This window comes from Pseudomonas sp. Pseu.R1 (assembly GCF_045764065.1).
Lineage (GTDB): Bacteria > Pseudomonadota > Gammaproteobacteria > Pseudomonadales > Pseudomonadaceae > Aquipseudomonas.
In genome coordinates this window covers 4993393-5019297 of the sequence record NZ_JBJGEE020000001.1, presented here as the reverse complement: position 1 = coordinate 5019297, position 25905 = coordinate 4993393, and the positions used below count along the sequence as shown (strand labels likewise).

The following is a 25905-nucleotide window of genomic DNA, read 5'->3' as shown; positions in this document are numbered from 1 at the left end:
TCATGAGCCAGTCCGTATCCTGGAGCGGTGTTTTCCCCGCCGTCACCACGCAGTTCAACGAAGACTTTTCCCTCAATCTGGAGGCCACTCACAAGGTCATCTCCAATCTGGTGCGCGATGGCGTGTCGGGCCTGGTGATCTGCGGCACCGTGGGTGAGAACACCTCGCTGAGTGTGTCGGAAAAGATTAGCCTCGTCGAAGCCGCGAAAGACGCCTCGGCCGGGCGCGTGCCGGTTATTTCCGGGATCGCCGAGTTCACCAGCGCCAACGCCAGCGCCGTCGCCAATGAGGTGAAGAAGGCCGGAGCCGACGGGATCATGCTGATGCCTGCGCTGGTGTATTCATCGAAGCCGTTCGAGACCGCCGCGCATTTTCGCACCGTCGCCTCCGCCTGCGACCTGCCGATGATGGTGTACAACAACCCGCCCATTTACAAAAACGACGTGACCCCGGACATCCTGATTTCCCTGGCCGACTGCGACAACGTGGTCTGCTTCAAGGACTCGTCAGGCAACACCAACCGCTTTATCGACGTGCGCAATGAAGTCGGTGATCGTTTCGTACTCTTCGCAGGGCTGGATGACGTGCTGGTGGAAAGCGTCGCGGTGGGCGCGGTGGGCTGGGTGTCAGGCATGTCCAACGCCTTCCCGAAAGAGGGCGAAACCCTGTTCCGACTGGCCAAGGCAGGTCGTTTCGCTGAGGCGATGGCGCTTTATGAGTGGTTCATGCCGCTGCTGCACCTGGATGCACGTCCGGATCTGGTGCAGTGCATCAAGCTGTGCGAAGCGATCATGCAACGCGGCAGCGCCCTGACCCGCCCACCGCGCCTGGCGCTGCCAGACAGTGACCGGACGTATGTCGAGGGGCTGATGAAGACGGCGCTGGCGAACAAGCCGGTGTTACCAGAGGTAGGGCTCTAAAACGCTACCGGATGATCGTTCCCACGCTCTGCGTGGGAACGATCATGCGATGTGTTTAGAGGTTAACCACATTCACAAACCGCGAAGCGGCGGTCTCGTCGATCTTCAGGCTGGTGAAGTCGAACAGGTTGCGGTCGGCCAATTGCGAAGGCACGACGTTCTGCAAGCTGCGGAAGATCATTTCCGAACGGCCTGGGGTCTTGCGGTCCCATTCCTGAAGCATCTCCTTGACCACCTGACGCTGCAGGTTTTCCTGCGAACCGCAGAGGTTGCACGGGATGATCGGGAATTGCTTCATGTCCGAATACGCCTGGATGTCTTTCTCGGCGCAGTAGGCCAGCGGGCGGATCACCACGTTGCGACCATCGTCGGCACGCAATTTCGGCGGCATGGCCTTGATGGTGCCGTTGAAGAACATGTTCAGGAAGAACGTTTCGACAATGTCATCGCGGTGGTGCCCCAAGGCCATCTTGGTCGCGCCGATTTCGTCAGCGAAGGTGTACAGCGTGCCGCGACGCAGACGCGAACACAGCGAACAGGTGGTTTTGCCTTCCGGTACCAGTTCCTTGACCACCGAATAGGTGTCTTTCTCGACGATGTGGTACTCGACGCCCAGCTCTTTCAGGTACGCAGGCAGCACGTGCTCGGGGAAGCCCGGCTGCTTCTGGTCCATGTTCACGGCGACGAGGTCGAACTTGATCGGCGCGACTTTCTGCAAGTGCATCAGCACATCGAGCATGGTGTAGCTGTCCTTGCCGCCGGACAGGCAGACCATCACCTTGTCGCCCTCTTCAATCATGTTGAAATCGGCCACTGCCTCGCCTGCAAGCCTGCGCAGACGCTTCTGCAGTTTGTTCTGATTGACGGAAAGGGTGCCCATGGCGCTGGTATCGCTCGCTGTAACTTGAGGAAAGGGGCGGTATTTTACGCATAAACGTGATGGGGGGTAATGCCTGTTGATCGTGTCGCACAGATGAACTCTGTGGGAGATGAATTCTGTGCCGGCTTGCTGGCGAATGCGGCGTGTCAGCCACATATGAGATGAATGACACACCGCTTTCGCCAGCAAGCCTGCTCCCACATGAAATATGCCGTTCATCCTACCGAGACAGACTGTTGATCACCTTCCGCTATTAACGCGGTCTTTTAAGACGTAATTACTCTAAAGCCCACGTTTTTCGGGGCCTTCAGCTTTCTATACTGCCATTGAGGTCGCAGCCGTTTTCCCTTGTGAGAGTGTGACCTTGCCCTGACAGCATCTGGCCGTCAGGCGCGACGGGTTTCACCATGAGGAGTCAAGCGCATGATCCATCACGTTTTGGGGCTGTTCACACACCCCGATCAGGAATGGCAACAGATACGTGGAGAAGAAGAAACCATCGGCCACATGTACCTCACCCACACCTTGATATTGGCGGCGATCCCGGCGGTTTCCGCGTACATCGGCACCACTCAAGTCGGCTGGGTCATTGGCAGCCGTGCGCCGGTCATGCTGACCAGCGAAAGCGCGATCTGGATGACGATCATGTCCTACATCGCCATGCTCGCCGGAGTCGGGGTCATGGGTGGTTTCATTCACTGGATGGCGCGAACTTACGATGCCAGCCCGAGCCTGGCGCGCTGCGTGGCTTTTGCCACCTATACCGCCACGCCGCTGTTCATCGGCGGGCTGGCCGCGCTGTACCCGCACATGTGGCTGGGCATGATGGTCGGCCTGGCGGCGGTCTGCTACACGGTGTACCTGCTGTATGTGGGCTTGCCGGTGTTCATGAACATCCACCCGGACGAGGGCTTTATGTTCTCAAGCTCGGTGCTGGCAGTGGGTCTGGTGGTACTGGTGGCGATCATGGCGTTCACGGTGGTGCTGTGGGGGATTGGGGTGGGGCCTGAGTACACCAATTGAATGGGTTTTCCCAACGTATTGATTCATGCACAACCCTGTAGCAGTCCGGCTTGGCGGACTGCTACAGGGTAGAGCGCTACCATTCGGCCCCTGGCTGTTCGACAACGCTTCGCTTTACGGCATACTCGCCTTCTCTGGAGACCGATGAAGCATGCTCGAACCACTCAACACCCGCGTCGAATCCTGCTACCAACTCGCTGAAGATTTTTTCAAACGTCCTTTCAAACGCCCTGTCGTCAGCCTCAAGTTACGAGGCCAGAAGGCCGGTGTCGCGCACCTGCACGAAAACATGCTGCGCTTTAACCCGCAGTTGTACCGGGAAAACACGGAAGACTTCCTGCGTCAGACCGTGGCCCATGAAGTCGCGCATCTGGTCGCCCATCAACTGTTCGGCGACACCATCCAGCCTCACGGCGAGGAATGGCAACTGATCATGCGCGGTGTATACGAACTGCCGCCCAATCGCTGCCACAACTACGAAATCCAGCGCCGCAGCGTGACCCGCTATATCTACCGCTGCCCCTGCCCGGAAAGCGATTTTCCGTTCTCGGTGCAACGGCACAAGCTGGTGCGCAAGGGGCGGCGGTATCTGTGTCGCCGTTGCCGGGAGATTTTGGTGTTCAGCGGTGAGACGCGGGTGGAGTAACGCTCACCCCAGCGCGCCCGCCTCACGCAGGGCCAGGACGTCCTGCTCGCTGAAGCCCGCATCTTTCAAGACCTGATCGCTGTGCAGCCCCACCGAAACACCCCTATGCCGGGGTTCTGGCAAACCTTCGGAAAACTTGATCGGACACGCCATTTGCGCCTGCGATGTTCCATCGCCCCGAGGCACCTGCGTCACGACCTGCCGCGCTTGCAATTGTGGATGCGCCACCGCCTCGGAAAAGCTCAATACGGGCTCAACACAGGCATCGATACCGGCAAATAACACCTGAAGTTCGTCGAAACCCCGCCGTTCGAACTCAATCTGCAATTCAGCCTTCAGTGCCGTCTGATCCTCAGGCTGAGGCGACAAACCGCGCCTGGCCAACTCTGGTCGACCCAAAGCGTCGCACAGCGCCTGCATGAACACCGGCTCCAGGCTGCCCACGGAAAACCAGCGCCCTTCCCGGCTGCGGTAGTAATCATAAAAACTGCCGCCGTTCAGCATGTGGCCTTCGGGCTCCGGCTCCACGCCTGCCGCCAGTGCGCCCGCGCCTGCCAGCGTATTCAGGCTGAACGCACAGTCGGTCATGCTGATATCGACGAACTGCCCCAGCCCGGTCTGCTGCCGGGCCACCACTGCGGCTAACAGGCCGATGACGCCGTGCAGAGAACCCCCTGCCACATCGGCGACCTGAACACTCAGCGGCAGCGGGCCGCTGTCCTTGCGCCCGGTGTGACTTGCCAACCCTGCCAGTGCCAGATAGTTGATGTCATGCCCGGCGCGCTCGCGATAAGGGCCGGTCTGGCCGTAACCGGTGATTGCCACGTAGATCAGCTTCGGGTTGATCGCCTTGAGCGTTTCATAGCCAATGCCCAGTCGTTCCATCACCCCGGGCCGAAACTGCTCCAACACAATGTCGTAATCGGCCACCAGACGCTTGACCACCTCCACGGCTTCGGGCCGCTTGAGGTCCAGCGCCAGGCTGCGTTTGTTGCGATTGAGGTACGCGTGACTGGCTGACACGCCATGGTCATGAGGCGGTAATACACGCAGCAGGTCCAGCCGCGTCGGCGATTCGATGCGCAACACCTCGGCGCCCATGTCAGCCAACAGCAGCGAGGCGAACGGACCGGGCAAGAGCGTGGAGAAATCGAGGACCTTGAGTGAAGCGAGCGGGCCTTGCATGTGCAGACGTCCCTGAATCAGTGGTGAGGGACAGCGTAGGTGGCGGGGTTCGAGGGAGCAACCCAGCACTGCTACGCCCTTCGGGCAGAAACAAAGCCGCGAACAACAAAAAGCCCGCCGCGGTTTCCCGGGGCGGGCTTTTGTTCAATGCAGCGCTAACCGGTTACGAACGGGTCGCCTGCGCAGGGCCTTCGGCCACGCCCAGATCGTCGTGCGGACGGTTTTCTTCGATGGCACGACCGCCCGACGCCAGTTCGGCATTCATTTGCGGTACGTCCAGCTCTTTCACCCACTTGGCAACCACCAGCGTGGCGACGGCGTTACCGACCAGGTTGGTCAATGCGCGGGCTTCGGACATGAAGCGGTCGATACCCAGAATCAGCGCCAGACCGGCCACCGGCAGGTGACCTACGGCCGACAGGGTAGCGGCCAGTACGATGAAGCCCGAACCGGTCACGCCAGCGGCGCCTTTGGAGGACAGCAGCAGCACCAGCAGCAGGGTGATCTGATGGGTGATGTCCATGTGGGTGTTGGTCGCCTGAGCGATGAACACAGCGGCCATGGTCAGGTAAATCGAGGTACCGTCCAGGTTGAACGAGTAGCCAGTCGGGATCACCAGACCCACGACGGATTTCTTCGCACCCAGACGCTCCATCTTGATCAGCATGCGCGGCAGTGCCGATTCAGACGAGGAGGTACCCAGTACGATCAGCAGTTCTTCGCGGATGTACTTGATCAGTTTCAGGATGCTGAAGCCGTGTGCGCGGGCGATAGCACCCAGCACCACCAGCACGAACAACAGGCAGGTGATGTAGAAGCACACCATCAGTTGGCCCAGTTGCACCAGCGTGCTCACGCCGTAAGCACCGATGGTGAAGGCCATGGCACCCAGAGCACCCAGCGGTGCCAGCTTCATGATCATGTTGATGATGTTGAACATGATGTGGGCGAAGCGGTCGATGAAATCAAGAACCGGCTTGCCGTAGGCGCCCAGGCGATGCAGCGCGAAGCCGAAGATCACCGAGAACATCAGCACTTGCAGGATGTCGCCGTTGGCGAAAGCACCGACGATGGTGTTCGGGATCACGTTCAGAATGAAGCCGATGACGCTCTGATCCTGACCTGCGGTGACGTAGGCAGCGACTTTCGAGGCGTCCAGGGTCGAAACGTCGACGTTCATGCCGGCACCCGGCTGAACCACGTTGACCACGACCAGGCCGATGATCAGCGAGATGGTGGAAACGATTTCGAAGTAAAGCAGCGCATAACCGCCGGTCTTGCCCACGGATTTCATGCTCTGCATGCCAGCGATGCCGCTGACCACGGTACAGAAGATGATGGGGGCGATGACCATTTTGATCAGCTTGATGAAGCCGTCACCCAAAGGCTTGAGTGCTTTACCGGCATCGGGATACCAGTGGCCGATCGCAATACCGATGATGATGGCGACGATCACCTGGAAGTACAGGGATTTGTAGAGTGGCTGACGAGTCGTCATTGCAGTTTCCTCAAGAGCCTCGGCTGCATCATGCCTGATACACCGGTGCCTAAAGTGCGAACCCTCCTGCCAGGAGGGATTTGTTGTTGTCGAGCTGCGCGGGGCAGACCTCTGCGCCCTCTATCGCAAGCACCGTGCCATTATCTGAAAAATTCGCTGAAAGCCCCGAACGGCATGGACTGCCTGGTTAACACTAGCCAAAAATCCGCGCCTGCGATGGCGGATTTCCGCCCTTTCCCGACAGAAAGGCTTCGGTATTGGCGGTTATCCGCCTATCGAATGGCCGTTGCCACTGGCGCTCGCTCTTGATCTTGCCGCTGCTCTTCATGCGCAAGAGCGTAGGGCAAAGGGCTTTGGGAGTTGGATGTGGTCCGTAAAATCGGGAGCAGCCCTTAAATCGCAAACTGAATCCTGAACGCTGCCCCGCCCAGCACAGACTCTCCCAGCGTCAATTGCGCGCCATAGCTTTCGATGATGTCCTTGACCACTGCCAGCCCGATGCCCTGCCCCGGATTCTGCCGGTCCAGCCGCTCGCCACGCTCCAGAATCCGCGCCCGCTGGCTTTGAGGCACGCCGGGGCCGTCGTCTTCGATGCACAACTCATCGCCCATCATCGACGGCCGCCAACTCACGCGCACTTCGCCCAGACAAAGCCGATAAGCGTTTTCCAGCAAATTGCCGAGCATTTCCAGCAACGCGCCCTCTTCCATCTGCACCTGACAGTCATCCGGCAGATCGAGGGTGACGCCGACGCGCTTGTCTCGGTAAACCTTCTCCAACGTGTTGCACAGGCTCTCGACCACCGGTTTTAGGTCCACATGGTGTCGCACCAGGCCGCTTTTGCGCAGGCTCGCCCGCTGCAATTGGTAGCCGATCTGTTGGCTCATGCGCTCGATCTGCGATTGCAGAATGCGCGCCTGTTCAAGATCTTCAGGGCGTTTGGCGATTTTCTCACTGACCCCTTGCAACACCGCCAGCGGGGTTTTCAGGCTGTGGGCCAGGTCGCCCAGTGAGTCGCGGTAACGAATGCGTTGCTCGCGCTCGCTGCGCAGCAAACGGTTGAGTGAATCGGTCAAACGCAGCAGTTCGCTGGGGTGCTCTTCACTGAGGCTTTCACGCGATCCGGCCTCGACCTGATCCAGTTCCTGGCTCATGCCCCGCAGCGAGCGCAAGCCCCAGGTCAGGCCGACCCACAACAGGATCAGCAACACCAGCAAGGCCGCGCCAAAGCCTAGATAGAGCTTCTCTCGCAGGCCGGAAATGGTTTGTTGATATTCACGCACAGGCTGAACAGCCACGATGCTATAGGCCGCATTGCGCCCACCGAGCAGCTTGATTTCCACGTCGTAGACGAAAAACTCCTCGCCGTCGTCCTGACGAATCTTGGCGAATTCGGTGCCCAGCCCGTCGTAACGCGGCTGGTAATTGATGTTTTCGTCCTCGGTCGCTCGGGAGCGCCACACCAGTTTGCCCGCGCGGTTGTAGATGTAACCGAGCAGGCGGCTGTCAGGCAGGCTGAATTGCTCACCAGGCAAGAGCGTCGGCATCAGCAGCCGATCGTCCTCGACACGGGCCGCCGAAATGAGCGTGGTCACGTCCGACGCCAGACGTTTTTCGATGGAGCTTTCCAGCGCCAGGCTGAACGCGCTCTGCAAGGCGGGGAGCATCAGCAGCATGAAAATGACCGCCAGGGTCGCGGCGGCCAGCATCAAGCGAACGCGTAGCGATCGAATCATCGACAGCGCTCAGTGAACAGATAGCCCAGACCGCGCACGGTATCGATCGGTTTGAAGCCGTCCGGCCCTTCCAGCTTGCGCCGCAGGCGACCGACCAGCACTTCGATCACGTTCGGATCACGCTCGTCGTCGTCCGGGTACAACTGCTCCATCAGGCGCTCTTTGGGCACCACTTGCTGGTGATGGCGCATGAGGTATTCGAGGATTCGGTATTCATAAGCGGTCAGCGCCAACGGCTGCTCGTCCAGCGAGGCCTGCTTGCGGTTGATGTCCAGGGTCAACGGCCCAGCCACGATGGTCGACTGGGTGAAGCCGCTGGAGCGACGCAGCAACGCATTCAAGCGGGCTTCCAGTTCCTCGAACTGAAACGGCTTGACCACGTAGTCGTCCGCCCCGGCCGCCAGCCCTTCGACTTTGTCTTGCCAGTTGCCACGGGCGGTGAGAATCAGGATGGGGAACGCCTTGTTCTGCGCACGCAGTTGACGAATCAGGTCCAGCCCGCCAATGCCCGGCAAACCGAGGTCGATCACCGCCAAATCGTGATTGAACTGGCCGACCTGATACAACGCCTCATCGGCATTGCCCACCGCTTCGACCACATGACCGCTTTCCGTCAGGCGGGTCTGCAAGTGATGGCGCAACAGGGCTTCATCTTCGACAACCAGCAGTTTCATGACGCTCTCCCAGGCACAGACATACCTCACGGTGGGTGATCCTTTGACAGTGACGGCTTACAACCGGTGATGCACAGGCAAATAGTTGTCGGGACCCTGACTCAGGCTAGACGATCGTGACGCATAGGCACTGCTCGTTGCAGAGGTCGCGTCGGACAGTTTAACCGCGCTCGCCATCATGATTCCCGAGAGTTTTTTGCTGTTGCGGGTCAGGTCGACGCGCGAGACGTCGGAATTGCCCTCAGAGGCCTGAGCGGCTGCGCTGCCGCCCAAAAAAGCCAGTGCCAGGAAAAACTTGTTGATCGTCAGCATGTGCAGGTCCTCCGGCGCCAGGCGCCTTGTTGGGTACGGCACCGAGAATACGCAGCAGGCGCTGAACCCCTCCTGAACACGTTCTGAACCTGGGCTGAACACATATGTACCGCACGGAGTCGGAATCCATGAGACACAATCGTCTAGGCTCAACGCCAGACAAGCCCTCGATCATTCGATTAAAAGGAGACGAACATGCGCTATCTGATCGCCCTCGCCCTGATGTGTCTGGCGGGTCTGGCACAGGCCGAAATCAAGACCCGCACGATCGATTACCAAAGTACCGACGGCACGAAACTGGTCGGTTATTACGCCTATGACGACGCCATCAAAGGGCCGCGCCCTGGTGTTGTGGTGGTCCATGAATGGTGGGGCCTGAACGATTACGCCAAGCGTCGCGCCCGCGATCTCGCCGCACTGGGCTACAGCGCCATGGCCATCGACATGTACGGCGAAGGCAAGAACACCGAGCACCCCAAAGACGCCATGGCCTTCATGCAAGCCGCGAGCGCCGACGCGGCGGCCTCGGCCAAACGCTTCGATGCCGGTGTCGCGCAATTGAAGAAGCAACCGGAAACCAACCCGCAGAAGATCGCGGCCATCGGCTATTGCTTCGGTGGTGGGGTGGTGCTGGATGCAGCACGACGGGGTGAGCCACTGGCGGCGGTGGTGAGTTTCCACGGCGCGCTGGCCACCAAAACCCCGGCCAAAGAAGGCGTGACCAAAACACCGATGCTCGTCGAGCACGGCAATGGCGACACCATGGTCACGGCGCAGAACGTCGCGGACTTCAAGAAGGAAATGGACACCGCCAAGGCTGACTACAAATTTGTCGGCATCGACGGAGCCAAGCACGGCTTCACCAATCCGGACGCCGACAAGCTCAGCCACGGCGACCACGGCGGCCCGGACATCGGCTACAACCAGGCTGCCGATATGAGTTCCTGGGCTGACATGAAGGCGTTTCTGAAAGAGCAGTTTGCGAAGAATTCGACGATGTGATCCCACAGCAAACACTTGCCGCTGTGGGATCACCTGTGGCACAGCGAATCGGAAAATCTGTAGGAGTGAGCTTGCTCGCGATGGCAATGTCAGCATTCACCACCTGATGTGTCTGACGAATCGCAATCGCGAGCAAGCTCACTCCTACAGTGTTGGCAGCATTCAGTCGGTCGGCTCGCTACTGCGCCAGCCCAACCTTCAAAAGCTTGCCGCTGTCTTCATCGGTCAACACATAAAGGTAACCATCAGGCCCTTGGCGCACATCACGAATGCGGGATTTCAATTCGCCCAGCAGTCGCTCCTCGTGCACCACCTTGTCGTCCTTCAACTCCAGACGGATCAGCACCTGCGCTGCCAACGCGCCGATGAAGACGTTGTGATCCCATTGTTTGAAGCGGTCCGAATCGTAAAACGCCATGCCGCTGATGGCCGGCGATTTTTCCCAGACATGGAAAGGATTCTTCACGCCCTCGACGATCTTGCCCTTGGACTCAGGAATGGGCTGACCGCTGTAGTCGATGCCAAACGTGGAAATCGGCCAGCCGTAGTTTGCGCCACGCTCGATGATGTTGATTTCGTCCCCGCCCATGGGACCATGCTCGTTGGTCCACAAAGTGCCCGTCCACGGATTGAGCGCCGCCCCCTGCTGGTTGCGATGGCCGTAACTCCAGATTTCAGGCCGTACATTCTTCTGACCGACGAAAGGGTTGTCCTTGGGAATCGAACCATCGGGATACAGGCGCACGACCTTGCCTTGCAGCTTGTCCAGATCCTGCGCCGTGGGGCGATTGTTGTTCTCGCCTAGCGCGATGAACAGGTAGCCGTCGCGATCAAAGACGATCCGCGAACCGAAGTGATTGCCCACGGACAACTTGGGCTGCTGCTGGAAAATCCGGGTGAAGCTTTCCAGTTTGGTCAAATCATCCGACAGTCTTCCCCGGCCCGCTGCCGTGCCACCGGTCTTGCCGTCCGCGGCCGCCTCGGCATAGGTCAGGTACACCATGCGGTCCTTGGCGAAGTCCGGCGACAACTCCACGTCCAGCAAGCCGCCCTGCCCTTGCACCCAGACTTTTGGCACGCCGGAAATCGGCGCCGACAATTTTCCTTCGGGCGTCACCAGACGCAGGTTGCCCGTGCGCTCGGTCACCAGCATGCCCTTGTTGCCCGGCAGGAACGCCACCGCCCACGGATGCTGCAAACCGCCCACCACCTCATCCACCGTCAAGGTACCCTCCTCGCTTTTGTAGGTGGCGGCGGACGCTTGCAGCGGGAAACTGAAAAATGCACTGACGCACAGGCTGGCGAGCAGCGTCTGGCGGATCAGATGCGGGCGGATCAGAGAGCTACACAACATGGGCGATTCCTTTTGCTGAAGTTGGACGTGATCGATCGAGGCGTGGGTCAGGTCAATTGTTCCCACGCTGAGGGGTGCTGGAGGGACGGGGCGCGTTCTGTCGGGTCGGGTAGCCATTGCCGATGCCGCCATTTTCCAAGGTGGGCGTGCGAGACGGCGTCGGGCTCAGATTAGGCCCTCGCATACTCGGCGAGATGGATTCGGTACCTTGGCGGCTGTTGGGATTGGCCCGGCGAATAGCGCCGTTGTCGGTAGCGTTGTTGCTGCGGTTGGGGTAAGTGGCCGAGGCCAGCAGCGTCGAGGACTGCGCAGAGCGCTCTCCCGCGTGGGCAAGACCGAGGCCAAGCAACCCACTGAAAAAGAACAGCGCCAGGCACCGCAGAAAACTGTTCATCATTTACCTCGTCTGATACAGGCAGGAATGAGTGACGATTTCGGTCTTTGATGGCCATCGAAGGCGTAGGTTCGCGCTGCGCGAATGGATGAGCAACGCGTAGGACAATGCAGTTTGTAACAAGGATAGTCAGAGGACTGCCGGTCGGGTACTGCACAAATGTTCCAGACGCGGGGGCGGAGCAACGATACAGTTGGCCATGCACGCCCGGTTTCGACAGGCAACACACCGCCCTGTAGCAGTCCAGCTTGCCGGCGGCAGCAATTTCAAGAACGCCACCATCGGCACGTGAACCCACTTCGCCAGGAACCCGCCATGCCCGACCGCAACTGGATCGATCTCAAGCAGGACCCGGTGTCCGGCATCGAGACGATGCGCGCGCATTTCGAGGGCCATGCCTACGACCCACATTGGCATGACAGCTATCTGGTGGGCCTCACCGAGCAAGGGGTGCAACAATTCAACTGTCGTCGCCAGCAATACAACAGCACGCCGGGCAAGGTGTTTCTCCTGGAGCCCGGCGACATCCACGACGGCCACGCGCCGGAGGCCGAAGGCTTCACCTACCGCACGCTGTACATCGACCCGCACTGGCTGGATCGCGAATTGCGCGCGCAGTTCGATGAAGCGCCGGATAACGCCCAACTGAGTGTCGCCGCGACGCTGGCTGATGATCGCCGTCTGACCATCGCCACGGCCAACGCCTTCGAAGCGTTGCACAGCGATGAATTGCTGATCGTGCGCCAAACCGCGCTGGATGATCTGTTATCGACGCTGACCCGCCATCTGCGCTGGCGCACACTGATCAGCCCCGATCCGCGCTTGCCCTTGGTGGCGCAACGCGCACGGGATTATCTGCACAGTCATATGCATCAGGACATCGGCCTGGACGATCTGGCGCACGCGGCCGGTGTCGACCGTTTTCGCCTGACCCGGGCCTTCAAGGCGGCGTTCGGTCTTGCGCCTCACGCCTACCTGATCCAGTTGCGCCTGAGCCGCGCCCGTCGCTTGCTCGCCCGTGGCGAACTGCCCGTCAGTGTCGCCGCCGCATTGGGCTTCGCCGACCAGAGCCACATGGGGCGCTGGTTTCAGCGCGCCTACCGCATGACGCCCGCCGACTACCGCAGGCGCTGCTCAAATATTCCAGACTGACAACCTCCTCGCCGCGATCATCAACGTCTGATCAATCGCTGCCGAGTTGTCACCCATGGAAACCTTTCTGCCTTTTCTGCTGTTTGCGTTCGTCGCCTCCATCACCCCCGGACCGACCAATATTCTGGTGCTGACCAACAGCTCCCGGCATGGCCTACTGCGCACCTTGCCCATCGTGCTGGGCGCCTGCGGCGGCGCCGCGTTGCTGGTGCTGATGGTCGGCACGGGACTGGGCGACGTGCTGGCGCGCCATCTGCAAATCCAGACCGTGATGTCGTGGATCGGCATCGCCTGGCTGACATGGCTGGCGTGGCAAATCTTCAGTGCCCCCGCCGAAGCCATCGACCCTGAAAAAACCGGCAACGGGCCACGTCTTGGCCTGTGGAGCGCCGCCAGTTTGCAACTGATCAACCCCAAAGTCTGGATGATGGCCGTGGCGGTGATCAGCGTGTTCGCCGGGACCGACGCCGACCGGATGTTGCGGGTGATGTGGCTGTCTGCGTTGTTCTTTCTGGTGTCGATCCCGTGCATGAGCGCCTGGGCCTATCTAGGCGTCAGCGCCGCGAAATTCTGCCGCTCGGCCCACAGCATGAAACGCTTCAATCAGGCCATGGCGCTGCTGTTGGTGGTCTCGGCGTGGTTGACGTTGGTGGTGTGACTACCTGAGCTACCGATTTCCCGCTGTGGGAGACTCTATGTTGCCTGATTAACAGCTTTCGCCACCCAGTTGGCTCCCACAAGGACCGCGTCGGACCCATGCCTGATGTTCGACGCCGAACCTGTGGGATCGGCGTCAGCCTGAACTGCGTGATTTAATGCAGCCCTTCCCCCCAACACCGGACCCACCATGGCCCTTTTCTACGATGCACGCGGCAATATCTACGCTGTGACTTCCCCCGAAACCCTGCGTTCGATGGGCATCAACGTTCCCGCATCGGCGGCCCAAGCGGCTCAATCCCGTCAAAGCTGGGCGCCTCAGGCCGTGGCAGCAATCTGTGACTGGCCCGAAGGTGCACGCCCTGCGGGCAGCAAGGCGCATCGTTCGGACGGTTTGTTGGTGGGACCCTTTCAGCAGTCGGCGCCCTTCGACGTGCTGATCGTCAACACCGACGGCACACTGGCTGAACGCAGTGGCAACGGGCTGACGATTTTTTCGCAGTCGCTGGCCGACTCGGGCCTGACGCCGAAAGAGGGTGGTTTCACCCTGCGCGTGCATCACGACCATGACGACGCCATCAGCCCCTCGCCCACCGAGGTTGTTCCTGCGACCATCGACGGCGTTTCAGGCTTCTGGCTGGACATCGGCGCGCCAGGGTTCGGCCCTGCCGCGGTGGGAGCCAAAGGATCTGGCGTGAGCGCTGCTGTGCTCGGCGCTGCCTCAGTCAATCGCGTCGAACGTCTCGCCCGTCTGCATCCCGACTGGCACACCAGCGCGTTCGTCAGGGTAGGCAATCCGCATTGCGTCACGCTGGTGGCAGACACCGCGTCGCTGCCCACTTTCGAGCAGTTGCATGAAAACCCGCTCAATGACGCCCTCACCCGCATCGCCTTCGCGCAGGGTGAGTTCGGGGAAGGCGACCCCTGCCCTGCGGGCGTGAATCTGCAATGGGCAACGAAGGTCGAGCCGAACCGCGTCATGGCCCGGGTGTTCGAGCGCGGCGAAGGACCAACGGCCTCGTCGGGCACCAGTGCCAGCGCAGTGGCGTCGGCGGCGTGGCTCTGCGGCTGGGTGAGCGAAGGTCTGGTGGAGGTGGTGATGCCCGGTGGCACGGCCCCCCTGCGTCTGATCGAGCAGGATGGCGAATTGCAGCAGGTGCAGCTTTTTGGCACGGCAAAACCGCAGCCGTGACTGGCCGCTGATCGGCGTCCCCGCAATCGAATGTGAAATAGCCACTATTCGGATTGCAACCCGCCTGCCCTTGTCTATGCTCTGAGCAATCGCCCAATGGCCTCGAATTCCGGGCCTGCGGGCGAGTGGCAGCACTCATCGACCAGGGACGTGAGGTAGGTGGCAGATGTTCAATTCACACCGCAAAGCCGTCGAATACGAATTGCAGGTTTCCACCGCCGCGCTGTGCCAATCGAAGGCCAAGCTGGCAGCGATCAGCCGCTCCATGGCGATGATCGAATTCACCCCCGACGGGATCATTCTCGACGCCAACGAAAACTTCTGCCTGACCATGGGGTATCAACCCGGCGAACTGGTGGGCAAACATCACCGGATCTTCTGCGAAAAGGCGTTCTGCGACAGCGACGCCTACACCAAGCTGTGGCGCGATCTGGCACGTGGCGAGCCGCTGTGCGGCGAGGTCATGCGGCTGGATAAGTCCGGCCGCGAAATCTGGCTGGAAGCCAGTTACATGCCGGTCTACGACAACGACGGCGTGGTGCAGAGCGTGATCAAGGTCGCGTCCGACATCACTGATCGCGCCTACAAGGATCACGAAAACCAGAGCATGATCGACGCCATCAGCCGCTCCATGGCAATGATCGAGTTCGCGCCGGATGGCAAGGTCATCACGGCCAACGAAAACTTCCTGCGCACCATGCACTACACGCTCGATGAGGTGGTGGGCCATCACCACAGCATCTTTTGCACCCGCGAAGAAGTCGACTCCCCGGCGTACAAGGCGTTTTGGGCCTCGCTCAATCGCGGCGAATATCACTCACATCGTTTCGAGCGGGTGAACAAGCTGGGGCAAACGGTGTACCTGGAAGCCACGTATAACCCGTTGTTCGACGTCAAAGGCCGACTCTACAAAGTCGTGAAGTTCGCCAGCGACATCACTGAGCAAGTGACCGTGCAGCGCAATGCCGCCACCACGGCGCATGACACGTCCGTGCACACCGACGCCTGCGCGCAGAAGGGTTCGAGCGTGGTGCAACAGGCCGTGGACGTGATCCAGCAAATCTCCAGCGACCTCAACGAAGCGGCGCGCAGCATCGACGCGGTGAACAAGCAGTCGGAGGTCATCGCTACCATCGTTCAGACCATTCGCAGCATCGCCGACCAGACTAACCTGCTGGCCTTGAACGCGGCCATCGAAGCGGCCCGCGCCGGAGAGCACGGGCGCGGGTTTGCCGTGGTGGCCGACGAAGTGCGAGGGCTGGCGGCGCGAACGAGCAAGGCCACGGTGGAAATCGTCGATGTGGTCAGGCAGAACAACGAACTGGCCAAGAGCGCGGTGTCGAGCATGCAATCGAGTCTGAGCCGAACCGGCACCGGGGTCGAGCTGGCGCATGAGGCGGGAGAAGTGATTCTGGAGATCCAGCAGGGGTCGCGGCATGTGGTGGACGCGATCAGCCAGTTCAATTCGACGTTGCGGCTGGATTGAGAACAATGCATTTCCCGTTGTGGGAGCCGGCCGGGCGGCGCTCCGTTTGCTTACGAAAGCAGTGTGTCAGTCAACAGATGCGTGTCTGATGTACCCCTTTCGCCAGCAAGCCGGCTCCCACAGGTTCGGCGTCGAACATCAGGCATGGGTCCGACGCGGTCCTTGTGGGAGCCAACTGGGTGGCGAACGCGCTTGATCAGGCAACATAGAATCTCCCACAGAAATCTCAGCGCTACCAATTGTGCTGTTATTCCCCAATATCCTCATTCCACAACTCGGGCTTGTCAGCGATGAACTGCTTCATCAGGCCGATACAGGTCGCGTTATGCACCACGTCCACCTGCACGCCCCGTGAGCGCAGCAATTCTTCTTCGCCCATGAACGTCTCGTTCTCTCCAACGATCACTTTGCGAATGCCATACAACAGAATCGCTCCGCTGCACATCGCGCAAGGCGAGAGTGTGGTGTAGAGCGTCGCCTCGCGGTACACCTTCGCAGGCTGGCGTCCGGCATTTTCGAAGGCGTCCATTTCCCCGTGCTTGATCGCGCTGCCTTCCTGAACCCGGCGGTTATGGCCGCGACCAATGATTTTGCCGTCGTGAACGATCACTGAACCAATCGGAATGCCGCCCTCGTCCAGTCCCTTTTGCGCCTCGTCGATGGCCGCCTGCATGAATGGGTCCATGGTCTCTCCTTCCCGTGTCGATCAAAACGAATGCCTCGCGCGCCCCGGTTAAGGGACGCAAGCGTCAAGGCTTGGCTTTTTTCAGAGCGTTGTCCAGTGCTGTCGACACGTAGACCTTGAGCAGCTCACTGGACCGGTTCTTCATGTCCAGCCCAACGTCACGCTGCTTGGTGCGGAATTTGTTGGCGATGTCGGGTGGCGGGTCCCCGACATCGAGGGCGGTGAGTTCTTCAGGGGTGAAAGAGGCCGCGTAGGCCGCCGCAAGATTACGGTCCCACTCCTGTTGATATTGGGGTTGCAGATACTGAAGCTCGTCCTGAACGATCTCCTGGGCTTTGGTACGTCCGACCGCGTCGACAATCGTGGTGAAGGTGACTGTGCGCGAGGCCACCTGATACCCCAACCAGCCAAGGCTTTCGCCCAGATGGCGATCCTGCACGAACGCCAGCGCACTGGGGGGCGCGGCAGGCGGCGACGCGCTCTCCTCGGCCCGCGTGACCAACGGCAGCGCGAGCAACAGGCTCAGCAGGGCCGTATTCAATCCCGTCCACGCAGCCGATCTGCTATATCCCATGTCCTCTCCCCGGCGACTTCACATCGGTGATCAACGCACTGACTGCCCGGGTGAAACTAGCAGGTGAACAAGCGTTTGCCAGTCATCCGGGCCTGAAAGGACGTGAATCGTCACGATCCTGTCGCATTCGGTGTTCAGACCGCGCAAATGGGCCAAGGTTGAAAAGACATGCGCGTTACAGGCTGGCGCTGACCTTCTTCGCCACCTCCGCAGGTACCCACGGGTTCCAGATGTCCGGATGATCCTTGAGGAAAGTCTTGGCCACATCGCTCGGTTCCAGGCGCTTCTCGCTCATCTCGCCCAGCGTCTTGTTCAGTTGATCGATAGGCAGGTCGACTTTTTCAAAGAAGCTGACCAGTTCCGGGTACTGCTTGTGAAACGGCTCCGACACACCAATGGCCAGGTGCGCCGCGAGGGAGCTGGAGCCAATCGGGTTCGGGTTTTTGGCGTCAGCCAGCGTCTTCCATGCCGCCTCATTGAACGGCGGCTCTTCGAGCTTGATCAGTTTGAAGCGACCCAACAGCGGCGTCGGCGACCAGTAGTAAAACAGCACCGGCTTGTTGCGCCGGATCGACGAAGCGATTTCCGCGTCCAGTGCCGCGCCCGAGCCGGTGCGGAAGTTCACGTAGCTGTCGTTGAGCTTGTAGGCCTTGAGTTTTTGAGTGTTGACGATTTCCGAGGTCCAGCCGGTCGGGCTGTTGAGGAAGCGGCCTTTGTCAGGCGATTCCGGGTCTTTGAACACGTCTTTGTATTTGGGCAGGTCCGCCACCGATTTCAGGTCCGGGGCCAGGGGTTTGATGCCCTTCTCCGGGTCGCCCTTGATGACGAATTCCGGCACCCACCAACCCTCGGTCGCGCCTTTGACGATATCGCCCAGGCCGTACACTTTGCCTTCCGCCTCGGCCTTGACCCAAGCGGGGCTGCGTCCTGCCCACTCTTCACCGATCACTTGAATGTCGTTCTTGGCCAGCGCTGCCTCAAGGCTCACGGTGCTGCCCGGCAGTTTGTCGGTCGGGTAGCCGTAGCCCTTTTCCACGATGGTGCGCAGGATCTCGGTGATCAGGCTGCCGCTCTCCCAAGTGATGTCGCCAAAGTGGATCGGTGCAGCCTTTTCCGCGCTGTGCGCAGGCTGCGTCAGGACCGCCAGTGCCAGCAGCGAGCCGCCGAGCAGGTGTTTGATCGATGTCATGAAGGTCTCTCGTGGCTCAAAAAGGGGAACGCTGATTGGGTTTAGCACAGCACGCGCTTCATTCCAGACACGCGCGTTGGCAGCAGGTTTCAGCTTTTTCCATGTAATCGCTGACTGAGCGCGAGGAGATGCCCAGCCGGGTCGCGATTTCAGGGTAGGTCAGACCGACGCTGCGCGAGAGCAGGAAGGTGGTTTTGATCTTCAGTGGCAGGCGGTCCAGACGCTGATCGATGCGGTCCAGGGTTTGCCATGCAGCGACACGATCTTCAGGCGTTGAGGGTTCTGCCTCTCGCTCCGTCGCCAGCGCCTCAAGGTGTTTGCGCTCCAGATCTCGACGTCGCCAGCGCTGGAAAATCAGCCGGTTGGCGATGGTGGTGAGCAGCGCGCGCGGCTCCCGTATTGGAACCACATTGGGCGAGGTCAGCAATTGCACGAAGGTGTCGGACGCAATGTCTTCGGCGCTCTGCGCGCTGTCCACGCGACGACGAAGGCGCTCGCACAACCAGACGTAATCACGCTGAAAAAGATCGTTGAGGTATTGGCGATGGGACGGATCGGCGCCAGACATAACACTTCCCTTGCATGGTTTTATTGTTCTGTCCGGTGGTCCGGTAGGGCCATGCTAGCAAGGTGGTTATGCGATAAAAAATAATTAAAAACGATTCAAATAGACCATAAGGAAATATAGAGCCGCTACAGGACAACCAGACCCGCCGCCTCTGCCTGGTGTTGATAATCGAGCAACACCTGATAATCCGCCTCGCTCGCGGGTATGACCTCGCTGATTGCCAACACCTGCGCCACCTCTGGCAAGTCCGTCAATGCCTGATTCATCGCCAACCGGATGACCTCGCCACCTTCGTCGATACACGTGATGTAAGGCAGACAAGGCCCGAATGCCGTGCGCCCGATAACCTTGATGCCGACGACTTCATCGCTCTGGTCTCGCACCAGGTAATCGAAGGTCACGCTGTCAATGGCCGCCAGATCACCCTGCCCGGCCTTGATCGCCGCAAGGCTGTTGCGATGTCCGCCGGTCAACGACACATGGCCGAAGAACGTCCCGTCGCGCTGCAACGGCGCCAATACGTGGCGAAACAGGTTCATGCCGGAGTTGGAGTCTCGTGAATTGAGCAGCCCATGGCTGCCCCGGAAATCTTCAAGTCGCTGCCGAGGATCGTCCGCGCGCGCCACGATCAGGCTGCAGTGATTGCCCCCGGCGCTGTTCGGCAGGACATAGACCGGACGCCCCACAACCTGCACCTGCCCCCGCAATTGCGTCATCAGCGGATAACCGCAGGTCTGCGTGATCAGCAGTCGGGGCGAGCGCCAGAGCTGTTTGAGGTCTACCCCCTGGGCATCAAGACGCTCGACTGCAAGCAATTGCAGTACACGGCCCAGCCATTGCTCCTGAGCCTGACGCACCCGCTCAGGGGCAACATACATCATTAATTCCGCGAAACCTTGAGCCATGGGCGAGACCGGCGTTAGACGTGAGGGTGCTGTGGGCTGTCCACAGGGTTGAAGCTGTGACGGCGAAACAGTTCACCATAACCGGCCACTCGAAAACCACCGCTGCGCGCCAGCCACTGCTCCCGACGAGCGTGATACACCGTGGGAATGTGATACCAGGCCAGCCCCGGCAAGTCGTGATGCACCAGATGCAGGTTGAGATTGAGGAACAGCCAGCGCCAGGGCCAGGACGCCTCGTTGATCACCGTGCGTTGGTGCGAATGCTCGGCTGGCCGGTGCTCGTAATAGGAACGCACCATGGAAATCGCCAGCGCAGGCACGCTGACCAGCAGCACGTAATGCAGGCTCGAAAACGCGCTGTAGTGCTCGATGAACGTGAACATCAGCACCAGACACAGCCCATGGGTCGCCCACATCGCCCACGCCTCACGATCGCCGCGAATCAGTCGCACCGACTCACCGGCCAGCAAATTGCTTAACGCCAGCGGCACACCGAACACCAGCCTGCCCGGCGGTGTCTTGTCGAGCCAACGCAAAACACGCATCACGGGGCCGGTCTGCGCCCAACGGGACTGACTCAAGTAACGGCTTTCCGGGTCGAGGCCGGGAACGGTCAGGTCTTCGTCGTGGTGGTGCTGCAAGTGCGTGTCGCGATACAGCGTGTAGGGATACCAGACCGCAAACGGCGCATAGCCCAACAGTTTGTTCAGCGCGGGCCGGCGGGTCGGATGACCGTGCAGCAACTCGTGCTGCAACGACATCCACAGTACGGTCAACGGAATCAGCAACGCCGTGGTCGGCCAGACGCCCAGTCGGGGGCTGAGCGATAACAGAACTGGCCAGGCGCCGTACACGCCGATCAACAGCAGCCAGGTCGGCCATTCCGTACGGCCAGTGAACCGCTCACGCAGACGGACAATGTCTTCGCGTTGGGCGTTGTCGAGGTAATGGGCCATGGCCGCTCCTGCATCGGGCTGATAACCCTATGTGCATTGGCGGCGAAGAACCTTGTAGATCGATTGGTTATGACGGTAGAACGAACACCCGAACGTGAACACGAGCCACCGGTCATGCAGTTTCAGCCTCTCCCGTCGCTTCAGCGCCCGCTGCTGGAGAAGTTCTACAAAACCCATCGCTCGGGCATGCGCGCTCGGGGCGAGGCGCAGATGTGGGTGGCAAAAGATCTGGAGATCGTGGCAGCGCTGTGCCTGACGCCAGTCGAGACAGGCCATTGGTTGACCGGCGTGTTCGTGGCGCCGGATCAGCGGGGACAGGGCATCGGCGTGGCGCTGATCGAGGCCGCAATCGGTGCCATCGATGGCCCGGTCTGGTTGTTCTGTGATCCGGATCTTCGGGTGTTTTATCAGCGCTGTGGTTTTACCGAAGCAGGCGAGTTGCCCCGGGAACTCGCTGATCGCCTGGCCCGCTATCAACAGACCAAACCCCTGCTGGCGCTGGCGCGTGCTTAGATCCATTTGTGCCAACCACCAAACCAAATGTGCCATCCACGGCTCACGCTCGCGTGCTAGGGTCGCTCATCACTTTCAGCCGATGAACGGAACACCGATGAAACCGACGCTTCTGGCTTTCTCCCTCACCGCACTTTTTGGATCGGGTCTGGCCGCTGCTGCCACAACGGTCACCCCCTCCTCCACTATCAGTCACGAACAATTTGCCACCGTGCTCAAAGGCGACTGGCGGATGCCGCAAAATGCCGCGCGCGATCAGTACCGCCATCCGGAACAGACGCTGCAATTCTTTGGCGTGCGCACCGATCAGACGGTCATCGAAATCACCCCCGGCAACGGCTGGTATAGCGAGCTGCTGGCCCCGTTGCTCAAGGACAAAGGGCAGTACGTCGCGGCCATCGTTGACCCGGCAGAGAGTGCCTACGCGAAGAAGTCCGCCGACAGCCTCAAGCAGAAATACGCAGCGGATCCTGTGCATTACGGCAAGGTGGAGGTCGTCGAATACGCGCCCAAAGCCCCGGTCTTCGGCAAACCTGGTTCGGCCGACACCGTGCTGACCTTCCGCAACGTGCACAACTGGGTCGATGCAGGGAACGAGGCGGCGACGTTCAAGGCGTTCTACACCGTGCTCAAACCGGGGGGCACGCTGGGCGTGGTCGATCACCGAGCCAGGCCAGGCACCACCGCCAAAGACAACGAGAAGAATGGCTACCTGCCCACCGATTACGTCGTGAAACTGGCGCAGGCAGCGGGTTTCAAGCTGGCGGGAGAAAGTGAAGTGAACGCCAATCCGAAAGACACCAAGGACTACCCGGACGGCGTCTGGACCTTGCCTCCGGCATTGGTGAAGGGTGAGCAGGACAAGGCGAAATATCTGGCGATTGGTGAGTCGGATCGCATGACATTGCGGTTTGTGAAGCCCGCGAAATAGGCATCCCCCTGTGGGAGCCGCCTCTGGTGCGGGCGGCGTTCCGGCGAAAGCGGTGTGCCGGTTGACGAGGTGGTAGCTGACATACCGCTTTCGTCAGCAAGCCGGCTCCCACAAATTCAGCGTCGAACAAAAAATCTGGATTCGGCGCAATCACTCTCGGAGCCAACTGGGTGGCGAATGCAGCCCTCAATCATCCGCATTCGGGTCCATGTCGGGGAACAGCACTTCGGTGAAGCCAAACCGGCTGAAATCCTTGACCCGTGACGGGTACAAGCGCCCGATCAGGTGATCGCATTCATGCTGCACCACCCGCGCATGAAAACCTCGGGCGACGCGCTGGATCGCCTTGCCATCGGGGTCGAAGCCTTCATAGCGAATGTGCTCGTAACGCTCAACCACCCCGCGCAGGCCGGGCACCGAAAGGCAGCCTTCCCAGCCCTCTTCCAGTGTCGGCTCCAGTGGCGTGATCAACGGGTTGAGCAGGATTGTCTGCGGCACGGCTTCAGCATCCGGATAACGTTCACTGCGCTCGAAACCAAAGATCACCAGTTGCAGGTCGACGCCAATCTGCGGCGCCGCCAGGCCAACGCCGCCGACGCTGCGCATGGTTTCGAACATGTCGTCGATCAGGCTTTTCAGCTCGCCAGAGCCGAACATCGATTCGGGCACAGGTGGCGCGATGCGCAGCAAACGCTCATCACCCATTTTCAGAATTTCACGAATCATGGCAGAACCTTTCGAGAGGGCGAATGCGCCGGACAGAAGCGCATGCTGCCACAGTACCGAACAGGAGTGTCGATCAGGACTTGTCGGTTTCAAGGCCCTGCATCGGCTGCTGATAATCGTCGTGGTCATGACTATGGTTGCGTCCGAGTCCGGAAACATGCTGTTTCTCGTAGGCCACCTCAGGGTCCGCGTCTTTGCCGCCGTCTCCCTGAACTTTCTCGCCCTTGTCCTTGCCCTCCGCCGACATGTGCTCGATCACCGCATTCATTTCAGCGCCCAGCAGCAATACCGACGCCGAGATGTAGAAATACAGCAACAACACAATGATCGCCCCGATGCTGCCGTACATGGCGTCATAGTTGGCGAAGGTCTTCACATACCAGGCGAAGCCCAACGACGCGAGAATCCACACCACCACCGCCAGCACCGAACCGGGCGAAATGAAACGGAACTCCTGCTCAACATCAGGCATGACGTAATACATCATCGCCACGGAAATCATCAGCAGCAGGATGATCACCGGCCAGCGCAGGACGGTCCACAAGGTGACGATGAACTCTTCCATGCCGATCTGCGCGGCGAGCCAGTTCATGACCACCGGTCCCGTGACCATCAGCGCCGCAGCCGCCAACAGCATCCCGGCAAAGCCCACGGTGTACAGCACCGACAGCGGAATGCGCTTCCACACGGGACGCTCTTCGACCACGTCGTACGCCGCGTTCATCGCGCTCATCATCAGGCGCACACCGGCCGACGCACTCCACAGCGCAATGACGATACCGATCGACAGCAACCCGCCCTTGGATTGCTGCAACTTGTCGATCACCGGGTTGACCTGGTCCAGCGCCACAGGCGGCAAGACGAGTTCCGACTGCAAACGCAGCCAGCTGAAAAAATCGGGAAGGTGCAGAAAACCGATCAGTGCGATCAGGAACAACAGGAACGGGAACAGCGAGAACAGCATCTGATAAGCCAGCGCCGAGGCGTAGGTCGACATCTCGTCGTCGAGAAACTCTTTGACCGTTCTGACCAGCACCGTCGTCAGACGTAACTGGCGCAAATCCGGGAATATCATGGCGTCTCCTTTCGCGACGTAGACGTATCTGAAACACATTCACCTATACGAGCGGGCAAACGCTTTGAAATTCCGTGTGCCCCCTCACAAGCGCGGGGGTTTTACAGAGAGTTAAGCACTTTTGCCATGGCCGGGACGTTTCAGCATGTCTCGGACGGGTCTTGACCAGACACAATAACGGCCATCACAGGATGGCCGCCAATGCTTGCCGACATCATCGTTTCAGGCGTGCAAAACCCGAACGAACAGCCCCTCAGGCCTTATCGACGCCTTTTTTCACGGCATCCTTGGTTTTGCCGACAGCTTGCTGGGCCTCACCTTTCAACTCCTGGGCCTTACCCTCAGCGCGCAGTTTATCGTTGCCGGTGGCCTTGCCCACGCCTTGCTTGACGTTGCCTACAGCTTCGTTGGCCATGCCTTTGACTTTATCGGTGGTGCTGCTCATGAGAATTCTCCAGTTCAGAAAATAAGGTGTCATCACCTCGACACAGGATTGACCGACCGACGTTTCCAAGAGTTTCAACTATTTTCCGAGCGGTTTCATGCGTCTGTAACCACACGTTTCGACGACAGGGCTTTATGTTTGCCCGGCAACCCCGGAGAATGCGCGGCCGAGCCAGACCGGGCCTATCCTGCAATCACCCGATGCACACTCAGGCTCACGCAACAGGCTCATGAGCAAGAGCCACACAGGAACCCTATGAAAATCAACAAGCAGCAGGCCATCGCGCGCCGTAACGAGCAACTGGGCGGCGCCGTGCTGGGCACCAACAACACCCATTTCGCCACCCTGGACCACAAGCGCAACATCTGGTGGTTCGACCTGCCGGTGAGCCGCCTGGCGGTCGGTCAATACGAGTGGCTGCACCTGCTGCTGCACAACCCGAGCACCGACGAGTTGATTCACCTGAAGGTGACGACCAAATTCCTGCGTGAGCAAAAAGACGGCATGGTCATCCGCAACGAAGGCAAGCGCAAGTCCACGGTCAGCCTGGAGCTGTCAGCGGACAAGGATTCGTACCTGAAAGACATGCGCCCCAATGGCGCGAATTTGAGTTTTGCGGGGTTTGTGCAGAAGTAACGGCTGCCCCCCCCTGTGTCCCTGTGGGAGCGAATTCATTCGCGAATCGATGTCCGGCGCAATGCATCTTTGCCGGATGTACCACCGCATCGCGAATGAATTCGCTCCCACAGGAGGTCGGCGTTTGCTGCGCGACGCGTGTGGTCTGAACGACGGCGATCTTCTACAGGGAATCTTCTAAACCCGGAGTTTGCGAACGGCCAGGTAGCCCACCGCCCCCGCCACACCCGACGCAAACGTCCCCCACACCCAATCCACCAGCGCCAGTTGCGACGGCCAGCCCTGCAACGTGGCCCAGTTGGTCAGGTCATACGTGCCGTAAGCCATCACCCCGAGCAATGCGCTGTGTCCCACTGCGTGCCGCCAACTTGCGCGATGAAGGCCGGGCAACACGCCAATCAGCACGATGCCCACGATGTAGATCAGGTAGAAAAGCACGGCCGGAAGGATGACGGGCTGAGCCAGCATCAACGGCCCAAGCCAGGCGCGATAGGTCGGCCCCATCAATACGCCCAGCCAGATGCCGTCGAGCACTGCGAAGGCCACGAGCGTGGCCAGGTATGCGTAGATAAACCGTTTCATGCCGCCCCT

29 protein-coding genes and 1 pseudogene are annotated in these 25905 nt (G+C 60.0%); 12 read left to right on the top strand and 18 right to left on the bottom strand.

What is annotated here, in order from left to right:
* The first annotated feature begins 2 nt into the window (after positions 1-2).
* Complete coding sequence (locus tag ACI5GA_RS22885) at positions 3-920, top strand: dihydrodipicolinate synthase family protein (protein ID WP_404638535.1); 918 nt, start codon at positions 3-5, stop codon at positions 918-920.
* Between the two features lie 55 nt (positions 921-975).
* On the opposite strand, the gene ttcA is transcribed toward ACI5GA_RS22885, so the two are convergent.
* Positions 976-1800 carry a tRNA 2-thiocytidine(32) synthetase TtcA gene (gene ttcA, locus ACI5GA_RS22880; protein ID WP_404638533.1) on the bottom strand — a complete coding sequence of 275 codons (825 nt, stop codon included), beginning with the start codon at positions 1798-1800 and terminating at the stop codon, positions 976-978.
* 423 nt (positions 1801-2223) lie between these two features.
* On the opposite strand from ttcA, the gene ACI5GA_RS22875 reads away from it, so the two are divergent.
* Both ACI5GA_RS22875 and ACI5GA_RS22870 read left to right on the top strand, forming a co-directional pair.
* The gene (locus ACI5GA_RS22875; protein WP_404638531.1) at positions 2224-2823 is read left to right on the top strand and encodes a Yip1 family protein; all 600 of its coding nucleotides are present in this window, start codon (positions 2224-2226) and stop codon (positions 2821-2823) included.
* Positions 2824-2974: 151 nt separating this feature from the next.
* Entirely contained in the window at positions 2975-3469 is a 495-nt protein-coding gene (locus ACI5GA_RS22870) for a SprT family zinc-dependent metalloprotease (RefSeq protein WP_404638529.1), read from the top strand.
* 3 nt (positions 3470-3472) lie between these two features.
* Here the strand turns inward: ACI5GA_RS22870 and ACI5GA_RS22865 are convergent, their stop codons facing one another.
* From ACI5GA_RS22865 to ACI5GA_RS22845, 5 genes are all read right to left on the bottom strand, one after another.
* Positions 3473-4654, bottom strand: a complete 1182-nt coding sequence (locus tag ACI5GA_RS22865; protein WP_421424353.1) for a CaiB/BaiF CoA transferase family protein — start codon at positions 4652-4654, stop codon at positions 3473-3475.
* A gap of 163 nt (positions 4655-4817) precedes the next feature.
* Positions 4818-6152: a dicarboxylate/amino acid:cation symporter gene (locus tag ACI5GA_RS22860; RefSeq protein ID WP_404638525.1), complete on the bottom strand. Its 1335-nt coding sequence runs from the start codon at positions 6150-6152 to the stop codon at positions 4818-4820.
* Between the two features lie 392 nt (positions 6153-6544).
* Positions 6545-7888, bottom strand: a complete 1344-nt coding sequence (locus ACI5GA_RS22855; protein ID WP_404638523.1) for an ATP-binding protein — start codon at positions 7886-7888, stop codon at positions 6545-6547.
* Positions 7885-8562 carry a response regulator gene (locus ACI5GA_RS22850; protein ID WP_421424351.1) on the bottom strand — a complete coding sequence of 226 codons (678 nt, stop codon included), beginning with the start codon at positions 8560-8562 and terminating at the stop codon, positions 7885-7887. Before ACI5GA_RS22850 ends, ACI5GA_RS22855 begins: the two co-directional genes overlap by 4 nt.
* Positions 8563-8619: 57 nt before the next feature.
* Positions 8620-8874 (bottom strand): hypothetical protein, encoded by a 255-nt coding sequence (locus tag ACI5GA_RS22845; RefSeq protein ID WP_404638709.1) that lies wholly within the window; start codon positions 8872-8874, stop codon positions 8620-8622.
* Positions 8875-9069: 195 nt separating this feature from the next.
* Here ACI5GA_RS22845 and ACI5GA_RS22840 point away from each other — a divergent pair, with 195 nt between their 5' ends.
* The gene (locus ACI5GA_RS22840; RefSeq protein WP_421424350.1) at positions 9070-9876 is read left to right on the top strand and encodes a dienelactone hydrolase family protein; all 807 of its coding nucleotides are present in this window, start codon (positions 9070-9072) and stop codon (positions 9874-9876) included.
* A 178-nt stretch (positions 9877-10054) separates the two neighbouring features.
* Here the strand turns inward: ACI5GA_RS22840 and ACI5GA_RS22835 are convergent, their stop codons facing one another.
* On the bottom strand, positions 10055-11200 hold the full coding sequence (locus ACI5GA_RS22835) for a PQQ-dependent sugar dehydrogenase (protein ID WP_421425516.1): 1146 nt from the start codon (positions 11198-11200) through the stop codon (positions 10055-10057).
* Positions 11201-11282: 82 nt separating this feature from the next.
* Complete coding sequence (locus ACI5GA_RS22830; RefSeq protein WP_421424349.1) at positions 11283-11624, bottom strand: hypothetical protein; 342 nt, start codon at positions 11622-11624, stop codon at positions 11283-11285.
* 315 nt (positions 11625-11939) lie between these two features.
* Between ACI5GA_RS22830 and ACI5GA_RS22825 the strand changes: the two genes are divergently transcribed.
* From ACI5GA_RS22825 to ACI5GA_RS22805, 5 genes and pseudogenes are all read left to right on the top strand, one after another.
* On the top strand, positions 11940-12776 hold the full coding sequence (locus tag ACI5GA_RS22825; protein WP_421424348.1) for an AraC family ligand binding domain-containing protein: 837 nt from the start codon (positions 11940-11942) through the stop codon (positions 12774-12776).
* Between the two features lie 55 nt (positions 12777-12831).
* On the top strand, positions 12832-13434 hold the full coding sequence (locus tag ACI5GA_RS22820; RefSeq protein ID WP_421424346.1) for a LysE family translocator: 603 nt from the start codon (positions 12832-12834) through the stop codon (positions 13432-13434).
* A gap of 189 nt (positions 13435-13623) precedes the next feature.
* The gene (locus ACI5GA_RS22815) at positions 13624-14625 is read left to right on the top strand and encodes a diaminopimelate epimerase (RefSeq protein ID WP_404638511.1); all 1002 of its coding nucleotides are present in this window, start codon (positions 13624-13626) and stop codon (positions 14623-14625) included.
* Between the two features lie 166 nt (positions 14626-14791).
* Positions 14792-15577: pseudogene (locus ACI5GA_RS22810) on the top strand (PAS domain-containing protein); the annotation flags it as partial.
* On the top strand, positions 15572-16111 hold the full coding sequence (locus tag ACI5GA_RS22805) for a methyl-accepting chemotaxis protein (protein WP_421425515.1): 540 nt from the start codon (positions 15572-15574) through the stop codon (positions 16109-16111). The pseudogene ACI5GA_RS22810 and the gene ACI5GA_RS22805, both read left to right, overlap by 6 nt.
* A 247-nt stretch (positions 16112-16358) precedes the next feature.
* On the opposite strand, the gene ACI5GA_RS22800 is transcribed toward ACI5GA_RS22805, so the two are convergent.
* From ACI5GA_RS22800 to ACI5GA_RS22775, 6 genes are all read right to left on the bottom strand, one after another.
* Positions 16359-16796, bottom strand: a complete 438-nt coding sequence (locus ACI5GA_RS22800; protein ID WP_404638509.1) for a nucleoside deaminase — start codon at positions 16794-16796, stop codon at positions 16359-16361.
* Positions 16797-16860: 64 nt separating this feature from the next.
* Positions 16861-17370, bottom strand: coding sequence for a hypothetical protein (locus tag ACI5GA_RS22795; protein ID WP_421424345.1), 510 nt, complete (start codon positions 17368-17370; stop codon positions 16861-16863).
* Positions 17371-17545: 175 nt separating this feature from the next.
* On the bottom strand, positions 17546-18559 hold the full coding sequence (locus tag ACI5GA_RS22790) for an ABC transporter substrate-binding protein (protein ID WP_404638505.1): 1014 nt from the start codon (positions 18557-18559) through the stop codon (positions 17546-17548).
* Between the two features lie 58 nt (positions 18560-18617).
* Positions 18618-19127 (bottom strand): sigma-70 family RNA polymerase sigma factor, encoded by a 510-nt coding sequence (locus ACI5GA_RS22785; protein WP_421424343.1) that lies wholly within the window; start codon positions 19125-19127, stop codon positions 18618-18620.
* A gap of 125 nt (positions 19128-19252) precedes the next feature.
* Positions 19253-20032 carry a phosphate/phosphite/phosphonate ABC transporter substrate-binding protein gene (locus ACI5GA_RS22780; RefSeq protein ID WP_421424342.1) on the bottom strand — a complete coding sequence of 260 codons (780 nt, stop codon included), beginning with the start codon at positions 20030-20032 and terminating at the stop codon, positions 19253-19255.
* 14 nt (positions 20033-20046) lie between these two features.
* Positions 20047-20988: a fatty acid desaturase gene (locus ACI5GA_RS22775; protein WP_421424341.1), complete on the bottom strand. Its 942-nt coding sequence runs from the start codon at positions 20986-20988 to the stop codon at positions 20047-20049.
* Positions 20989-21102: 114 nt separating this feature from the next.
* Between ACI5GA_RS22775 and ACI5GA_RS22770 the strand changes: the two genes are divergently transcribed.
* Together ACI5GA_RS22770 and ACI5GA_RS22765 are read left to right on the top strand one after the other, a co-directional pair.
* The gene (locus ACI5GA_RS22770) at positions 21103-21501 is read left to right on the top strand and encodes a GNAT family N-acetyltransferase (RefSeq protein WP_421424340.1); all 399 of its coding nucleotides are present in this window, start codon (positions 21103-21105) and stop codon (positions 21499-21501) included.
* Between the two features lie 97 nt (positions 21502-21598).
* The gene (locus tag ACI5GA_RS22765; RefSeq protein WP_421424339.1) at positions 21599-22432 is read left to right on the top strand and encodes a class I SAM-dependent methyltransferase; all 834 of its coding nucleotides are present in this window, start codon (positions 21599-21601) and stop codon (positions 22430-22432) included.
* A gap of 186 nt (positions 22433-22618) precedes the next feature.
* On the opposite strand, the gene def is transcribed toward ACI5GA_RS22765, so the two are convergent.
* The 3 genes from def to ACI5GA_RS22750 all read right to left on the bottom strand — a co-directional run bounded on the left by def (position 22619) and on the right by ACI5GA_RS22750 (position 24678).
* Positions 22619-23158, bottom strand: coding sequence for a peptide deformylase (gene def, locus ACI5GA_RS22760; protein ID WP_421424337.1), 540 nt, complete (start codon positions 23156-23158; stop codon positions 22619-22621).
* A gap of 73 nt (positions 23159-23231) precedes the next feature.
* Complete coding sequence (locus tag ACI5GA_RS22755) at positions 23232-24233, bottom strand: YihY/virulence factor BrkB family protein (RefSeq protein ID WP_404638491.1); 1002 nt, start codon at positions 24231-24233, stop codon at positions 23232-23234.
* Between the two features lie 253 nt (positions 24234-24486).
* Complete coding sequence (locus ACI5GA_RS22750) at positions 24487-24678, bottom strand: CsbD family protein (protein WP_404638489.1); 192 nt, start codon at positions 24676-24678, stop codon at positions 24487-24489.
* 255 nt (positions 24679-24933) lie between these two features.
* On the opposite strand from ACI5GA_RS22750, the gene ACI5GA_RS22745 reads away from it, so the two are divergent.
* Positions 24934-25314 carry a hypothetical protein gene (locus tag ACI5GA_RS22745; RefSeq protein WP_421424336.1) on the top strand — a complete coding sequence of 127 codons (381 nt, stop codon included), beginning with the start codon at positions 24934-24936 and terminating at the stop codon, positions 25312-25314.
* A gap of 177 nt (positions 25315-25491) precedes the next feature.
* Here ACI5GA_RS22745 and ACI5GA_RS22740 read toward each other — a convergent pair whose 3' ends face one another.
* Positions 25492-25896, bottom strand: a complete 405-nt coding sequence (locus ACI5GA_RS22740; protein ID WP_404638485.1) for a DUF2177 family protein — start codon at positions 25894-25896, stop codon at positions 25492-25494.
* Between the last annotated feature and the right edge of the window lie 9 nt (positions 25897-25905).

Bases quoted from the DNA above. Each gene is read 5' to 3' on its own strand.
- ACI5GA_RS22780 (WP_421424342.1), bottom strand. From the start codon at position 20,032: ATGGCTCAAGGTTTCGCGGAATTAATGATGTATGTTGCCCCTGAGCGG.
- ACI5GA_RS22755 (WP_404638491.1), bottom strand. From the start codon at position 24,233: ATGATATTCCCGGATTTGCGCCAGTTACGTCTGACGACGGTGCTGGTC.
- ACI5GA_RS22885 (WP_404638535.1), top strand. From the start codon at position 3: ATGAGCCAGTCCGTATCCTGGAGCGGTGTTTTCCCCGCCGTCACCACG.
- ACI5GA_RS22830 (WP_421424349.1), bottom strand. From the start codon at position 11,624: ATGAACAGTTTTCTGCGGTGCCTGGCGCTGTTCTTTTTCAGTGGGTTG.
- ttcA (WP_404638533.1), bottom strand. From the start codon at position 1,800: ATGGGCACCCTTTCCGTCAATCAGAACAAACTGCAGAAGCGTCTGCGC.
- ACI5GA_RS22855 (WP_404638523.1), bottom strand. From the start codon at position 7,888: ATGATTCGATCGCTACGCGTTCGCTTGATGCTGGCCGCCGCGACCCTG.
- ACI5GA_RS22750 (WP_404638489.1), bottom strand. From the start codon at position 24,678: ATGAGCAGCACCACCGATAAAGTCAAAGGCATGGCCAACGAAGCTGTA.
- ACI5GA_RS22795 (WP_421424345.1), bottom strand. From the start codon at position 17,370: ATGGGATATAGCAGATCGGCTGCGTGGACGGGATTGAATACGGCCCTG.
- ACI5GA_RS22775 (WP_421424341.1), bottom strand. From the start codon at position 20,988: ATGGCCCATTACCTCGACAACGCCCAACGCGAAGACATTGTCCGTCTG.
- def (WP_421424337.1), bottom strand. From the start codon at position 23,158: ATGATTCGTGAAATTCTGAAAATGGGTGATGAGCGTTTGCTGCGCATC.
- ACI5GA_RS22865 (WP_421424353.1), bottom strand. From the start codon at position 4,654: ATGCAAGGCCCGCTCGCTTCACTCAAGGTCCTCGATTTCTCCACGCTC.
- ACI5GA_RS22850 (WP_421424351.1), bottom strand. From the start codon at position 8,562: ATGAAACTGCTGGTTGTCGAAGATGAAGCCCTGTTGCGCCATCACTTG.
- ACI5GA_RS22785 (WP_421424343.1), bottom strand. From the start codon at position 19,127: ATGTCTGGCGCCGATCCGTCCCATCGCCAATACCTCAACGATCTTTTT.
- ACI5GA_RS22800 (WP_404638509.1), bottom strand. From the start codon at position 16,796: ATGGACCCATTCATGCAGGCGGCCATCGACGAGGCGCAAAAGGGACTG.
- ACI5GA_RS22825 (WP_421424348.1), top strand. From the start codon at position 11,940: ATGCCCGACCGCAACTGGATCGATCTCAAGCAGGACCCGGTGTCCGGC.
- ACI5GA_RS22845 (WP_404638709.1), bottom strand. From the start codon at position 8,874: ATGCTGACGATCAACAAGTTTTTCCTGGCACTGGCTTTTTTGGGCGGC.
- ACI5GA_RS22770 (WP_421424340.1), top strand. From the start codon at position 21,103: ATGCAGTTTCAGCCTCTCCCGTCGCTTCAGCGCCCGCTGCTGGAGAAG.
- ACI5GA_RS22820 (WP_421424346.1), top strand. From the start codon at position 12,832: ATGGAAACCTTTCTGCCTTTTCTGCTGTTTGCGTTCGTCGCCTCCATC.
- ACI5GA_RS22840 (WP_421424350.1), top strand. From the start codon at position 9,070: ATGCGCTATCTGATCGCCCTCGCCCTGATGTGTCTGGCGGGTCTGGCA.
- ACI5GA_RS22870 (WP_404638529.1), top strand. From the start codon at position 2,975: ATGCTCGAACCACTCAACACCCGCGTCGAATCCTGCTACCAACTCGCT.
- ACI5GA_RS22860 (WP_404638525.1), bottom strand. From the start codon at position 6,152: ATGACGACTCGTCAGCCACTCTACAAATCCCTGTACTTCCAGGTGATC.
- ACI5GA_RS22740 (WP_404638485.1), bottom strand. From the start codon at position 25,896: ATGAAACGGTTTATCTACGCATACCTGGCCACGCTCGTGGCCTTCGCA.
- ACI5GA_RS22815 (WP_404638511.1), top strand. From the start codon at position 13,624: ATGGCCCTTTTCTACGATGCACGCGGCAATATCTACGCTGTGACTTCC.
- ACI5GA_RS22875 (WP_404638531.1), top strand. From the start codon at position 2,224: ATGATCCATCACGTTTTGGGGCTGTTCACACACCCCGATCAGGAATGG.
- ACI5GA_RS22745 (WP_421424336.1), top strand. From the start codon at position 24,934: ATGAAAATCAACAAGCAGCAGGCCATCGCGCGCCGTAACGAGCAACTG.
- ACI5GA_RS22765 (WP_421424339.1), top strand. From the start codon at position 21,599: ATGAAACCGACGCTTCTGGCTTTCTCCCTCACCGCACTTTTTGGATCG.
- ACI5GA_RS22790 (WP_404638505.1), bottom strand. From the start codon at position 18,559: ATGACATCGATCAAACACCTGCTCGGCGGCTCGCTGCTGGCACTGGCG.